This window comes from Pelomonas sp. Root1217 (assembly GCF_001425705.1).
Classification (GTDB): domain Bacteria; phylum Pseudomonadota; class Gammaproteobacteria; order Burkholderiales; family Burkholderiaceae_C; genus Pelomonas.
In genome coordinates, this window is sequence record NZ_LMDC01000014.1 from 1 (window position 1) to 4,811 (window position 4,811).

Consider the following 4,811-nt stretch of genomic DNA (forward strand, 5'->3'; position numbering starts at 1 on the left):
CTTATCCGTTAAGCCTTGGCGAATTGCCCACCCGGTCTGACGAGCCACCAGCTCGACGACTGCCTACCGGACATCAAGGTGACTTGTCCGGACGCATACCCACCAACTGCGCGATGCCCTGCGGGCTGCGCGCGCCGAGGCTGCGTTCAAGCAGGCCGTCATCGAGAAGCTCACGCACGAGAACGCCATCCTCAAGCGGCTGAAGTTCGCAGCGCAGAGCGAGCGGTTCAGCGCCGAGCAGAAGAGCCTGCTGGACGAGACGTTGGACAGTGACCTCGCGGCCGTGGCCGCCGAGATTGAGGCGCTGCAACCAGGGCGCGCCGCGGGCGAACGGCAACAACCTCGGCGCGAGAAGCTGCCGGCACACCTGCCACGCCGCGAAGTGCGCCATGAACCCGCGAACACCGCCTGCGGCTGCGGGCAGGCGATGCAGCGCATCGGCGAGGACGTGGCCGAGAAGCTCGACTACCAGCCCGGCGTCTTCACCGTCGAGCGCCACATCCGCGGCAAGTGGGTGTGCAAGTGCTGCGAGCGGATCGTGCAGGCACCGGTCGCGCCGCACATCATCGACAAGGGCCTGCCGACGACGGGCCTGCTGGCCCAGGTGCTGGTCGCCAAGTACCTCGATCACCTTCCGCTGTACCGGCAGGAAGCCATCTTCGAGCGTGCCGGCCACGCCATCGCGCGCTCCACACTGGCCCAGTGGGTCGGCGAGTGCGGCGTGCAGTTGCAGCCTCTGGTGGACGCCCTGGCCGCAGAACTGCGGCGCCAGCCGGTGCTGCATGCCGACGAGACGCCGGTGGCGATGCTCAAGCCCGGCCACGGCGCGTGTCACCTGAGCCCGCGTGATGTCGACGCTATCTTCTTGACCTACCGAGGAAAAAAATGCCAACAATCCCGATCATCCCTCCCGTGAAGACCAAGACCAAGGGCGGCCTCGATGCGACGATTTTTGAGATCGACCCAGACGATCTGCATATTCCAGCGAACGTGAGCAGCCAGTTCAGCACGATGAGCACGCGATCCAGCGTGCATGATCACCGGCACGCGCCAGCGCGCGGCCAAGTCCGCGCCGGCTCCCGCAAGGCCAAGCCGTGACGCCACGCTGCGGCACCCTGTCGGCGCAGCCGACACACTGGACGCCCGCGCAGGCGTTGGCACTCTTCGAGTGCCTGCAGCCCCTGAGCGAGCAGCACTGGACCGTTTACGGATCCTCGGATCCAGCCCGACGGTTCACCGGGTCTCAATCTCCAGGACGCCCACCGAGTAGGCGGGTAGCGTCAGCGTGAATTCGCGCGCAATGCCCTTGAGGGGCTGGGTCTTCGGCGCGACGCGGGTCGGCTCGTCCAGCGAGTTGGCTGCATCGGGGTTGGCCGAGCTCATCACGGTCAGCTGGGCCGTGGGTGCAAGCTTGTTCACGCCGGTCAGCTTCACGCGCACCGGCTGATCGGTGGCGGCGCGGCTGGCGAACTTGATCTGGATGCGGCCCGGCTTGCCGGCCTCGTCCTTGCGCGTCACCACCCAGTGCAGGGCCGGGAAGGTCTTGCCGTTGTCACTGGTCCAGTTCGGGATGTCGCGCCCGGAGGACTCCAGCACCACGTCGCCCAGGTGGCTGGAGAACATGGTCTGCACGTAGTACGACGGCGTGCCATAGGACTTCAGCGCGTCGTAGCCGATCAGGTTGGTGGCCCATTGCAGGGACCGGTCGCGGCTGTGTCCCGACACCCGGCTGAGATTGGCCAGCAGCGGTGCGTAGGCCGCCATCTGTACCACGTCGGCATTGCGCTCCAGGCTGGCCAGGTAGGCGGCGTCGGCAATGGCGGCCCTCATGTTCGGCATGGGCCAGCCCTGGTGGGTGGCCCACTCGCCGACGAACACCTTCGGGTCGGTACGCGGGCGCTTGTCGTAGTCGGTCAGGTGCTCGTACATCTGCGCCTCGCCCCAGGCGTAGGTGTGGTCGTCGATCATCTCGGGGCGCTGTGAAGGCGTCGCGCTGGCCGCCATCGTCGAAATGAGCGTCAGTTGCGGGTACCTGGCCTTGATCGCCTTGTGGAAGATCGAGAAGCGCTTGTCGTAGGAGCCCGACTTGTCGAAGACGTCCTCGTTGCCGATCTCGACGTGACTCATCTTGAAGGGCTCGGGGTGGCCGTCCCTGGCGCGTTGCGCGCCCCATTTGGTGTCAGCGCCGCCGATGATGTATTCGATCTGGTCCAAGGCTTCCTGCACGAAGGGCGCCAGGTCTTCTTCAGAGGACAGCCGCTCGCCATTGAGGGCGTAGCCCGCGAACACATCGAGCAGGGGCTCCATGCCGAGGTCTTCGCACCACAGCAGGAATTCCAACATGCCCATGCCGTCGGTGGACCAATAGTTCCAGGGGCTGCGGTGGCCGGGCCGCTGCGCCGGGTCGCCGATGGTCTTCTTCCACTCGAAGCGCTGCCCGAAGGTGTCGCCCTCGACGTAGTTGCCGCCAGGAAAGCGCAGGAACTTCGGCTTCAGGCCCGCCATCAGCTCCATCAGGTCCGGGCGCAGCCCGTTCGGGCGGTTCTTGTAGGTGGGACCGAACACCGACACCTGTTGCAGCCAGAGCTTGCCCGGCCGGCTGGCGGTGAGCGTGAAGACGTTGTCCTTGGACGGCACCAGCTCACTGCCGGTGCGCAGCGTGATCTGGAACTTCTTCCAGTCGCGCCCGACGCCGTCCACCTTGCCGGAGACGAGCGAGGCGCCACCAGCCTTGACGAGCGAGGCCAGCAGTGGGCCGATTTCGCCTTCAGCCTTGGCATAGAAGGACACGGTGTAGCTGGTGTCGGGTTTGAGGCCGATGCCCCAGTAGCCACCGTTGCGGATGCCCGCCGGCTGCTCGGGCGATGCGCTTTTGAGAGTCAGCGCCAGGCTCAAGTCCAGCGCGTCGTTGAGCTTGTTGTTCCTGTCCAGGGCCAGCTCGGCCGCACCGACGGCGTTCCAGTACACCGGCTCCTCAGCCTGGTAGGCGTAACCCGCTTCGCCCTTGAAGCTGCGGTTGCGGATCAGTTCACCGTAAAGGCCGCCTTCGTAGGCAAAGTTGATCTCTTCGGTCATGAGACCGTACATGCGGGGGTTGATGCGGGTCTTGACCCGGTCGGCCGTGATATGGATCTCGGGCTGCGATGCAACCCCGGTCGACTGAGCATTCGCCGGCAGTGCAAGGAACGCACTGGCCAGCGTGCACAGGGACGTCAGATTGATGTTTCTCATGGAAGTAGTCAAACAAGGAATCGGCGTTACGACAGGTGGCATGGAGGTACAAGAGGCGGACCACGGCGGGCTAGGTCCGCAGCCCAACGACGGCTAAGCGCCCGAGCGCTTCGGCACACGCCGGCATCGTCGGATGCAGCAGCGTGCGGCCGAACCAGAAGTCTTCGCCAAGCGTTTACAGGCGCCAATGCAGGCGCAGCGTTGCATGTTGGGTGGGCAGATGAAGGAGGACACTGCTGCGGATTGACCAAATTGCGGTCTTGCCACTTTGCCACATAGCAACTTTGGTATTACCACATTGTGGTCCCGCAGCCGGTCCGACGGCACCACAACTGCGTCATCGTGATGACGGGCTACTCCGAGCAGATCCGGCTGGCCATGGCTCAAGGCTTCACGGTGCTGGCCAAGCCGACCTCCGCGGAGCGCTTGGCCAGCGTGCTGCAGGATGCGCTCTCCACAAAAAAACGCTGAGCGGCTGTAATTTCCTCCGGACGCTGCACACGGTGGACGATGGCGCCAGGCCTCAGAGGCCAGTCAAGGAGCGCCGGAGCTCGAAGGCAAAGCGGTCATAGGCGCCGGCACACCGCGGGCGACCGCTTGCCGCTGCAGCCGACGTTCAACTGACGAACTGTGAATGGCTCTCGCCAGCCTGCGGACTAAACCGCTCACGCGGTAGCCACTCCGGCCACGGTGTGATGGTTCGTTGCAGAGCGGTTTCTGCGAAGTTGATGGGCGAGGCAATCCGCCTCGTTCATCGACGGAGCAGCAACCATGGACTCGACGACTCAATCAGCCTCCCCGCTGCGTCAGCGCATGCTCGACGACATGCGCATGCGCAAGCTGGAGCCCAAGACCCAGCAAGCCTACGTGCGTGCCGTGCGCAAGTTGGCCGCCCACCTGCAACGCTCGCCTGACACCGCCTCGGCAGAAGACCTGCGCAACTTCCAACTGCACCTGGTCGACACAGGTTGCTCCCCCATCACCCTCAACGCGACGATCACTGGGCTCAAGTTCTTCTTCGACATCACGCTGTCTCGCCCCGAGCTGATGCTCAAGATGCAGCCTGTGCACGTGCCGCGCACGCTGCCCGTGGTCCTCAGCCGCGAGGAGGTCTCCCGCCTGATCGCGGCAGCCTGGAACCTCAAGCACCAGACGGCGCTGTCGCTGGCCTACGGCACCGGGCTGCGTGCCAGCGAGGTGATCTCGCTGAAGGTCGGCGACATCGACAGCCAGCGCATGACGCTGCGCGTGGAGCAAGGCAAGGGCCGCAAGGATCGTTACGCCATGCTGCCGCCGATCCTGCTGGAGCGACTGCGCGTGTGGTGGCGCGTCGGCCACGCCCAGGGCAAGATCCTGCGCAACGGCTGGCTGTTCCCGGGCATGGATCCGATGGACCCGCTGAGCACCCGTCAGCTCAACCGCGCCATCCACGCCGCCGCCGATGCGGCCAAGATCGACAAGCGCGTGTCCATGCACACGTTGCGTCACTATTCCGAGTCAAGGAATATGCCGAGTAGCGGGAGCAAGGCGCTGTCATCGGGGGGATTGCAGGCTTCTCACGCAGGTTGAACTCGGCATAT

At 65.0% G+C, this 4,811-nt stretch carries 4 protein-coding genes and 1 pseudogene; 4 read left to right on the forward strand and 1 reads right to left on the reverse strand.

Going from position 1 to position 4,811, the window contains the following annotated elements; all coding sequences use genetic code 11:
- Window positions 1-106: 106 nt before the first annotated feature.
- Together ASC95_RS14200 and ASC95_RS14205 are read left to right on the forward strand one after the other, a co-directional pair.
- Window positions 107-835 (forward strand): annotated as a pseudogene (locus tag ASC95_RS14200) (IS66 family transposase); the annotation flags it as partial.
- Window positions 836-912: 77 nt separating this feature from the next.
- Window positions 913-1,098 (forward strand): hypothetical protein, encoded by a 186-nt coding sequence (locus ASC95_RS14205; RefSeq protein WP_057298392.1) that lies wholly within the window; start codon window positions 913-915, stop codon window positions 1,096-1,098.
- Between the two features lie 135 nt (window positions 1,099-1,233).
- Here ASC95_RS14205 and ASC95_RS14210 read toward each other — a convergent pair whose 3' ends face one another.
- Window positions 1,234-3,231: an alpha-L-arabinofuranosidase C-terminal domain-containing protein gene (locus ASC95_RS14210; RefSeq protein WP_056876179.1), complete on the reverse strand. Its 1,998-nt coding sequence runs from the start codon at window positions 3,229-3,231 to the stop codon at window positions 1,234-1,236.
- Between the two features lie 345 nt (window positions 3,232-3,576).
- Between ASC95_RS14210 and ASC95_RS32260 the strand changes: the two genes are divergently transcribed.
- Window positions 3,577-3,702, forward strand: coding sequence for a hypothetical protein (locus tag ASC95_RS32260; RefSeq protein ID WP_255354531.1), 126 nt, complete (start codon window positions 3,577-3,579; stop codon window positions 3,700-3,702).
- Window positions 3,703-4,002: 300 nt separating this feature from the next.
- Window positions 4,003-4,800, forward strand: coding sequence for a tyrosine-type recombinase/integrase (locus ASC95_RS14215; protein ID WP_082567801.1), 798 nt, complete (start codon window positions 4,003-4,005; stop codon window positions 4,798-4,800).
- Window positions 4,801-4,811: the final 11 nt, after the last annotated feature.

Coding starts and splice junctions, on each gene's coding strand:
- ASC95_RS32260 (WP_255354531.1), top strand. CDS start 3,577: ATGACGGGCTACTCCGAGCAGATCCGGCTGGCCATGGCTCAAGGCTTC.
- ASC95_RS14210 (WP_056876179.1), bottom strand. CDS start 3,231: ATGAGAAACATCAATCTGACGTCCCTGTGCACGCTGGCCAGTGCGTTC.
- ASC95_RS14215 (WP_082567801.1), top strand. CDS start 4,003: ATGGACTCGACGACTCAATCAGCCTCCCCGCTGCGTCAGCGCATGCTC.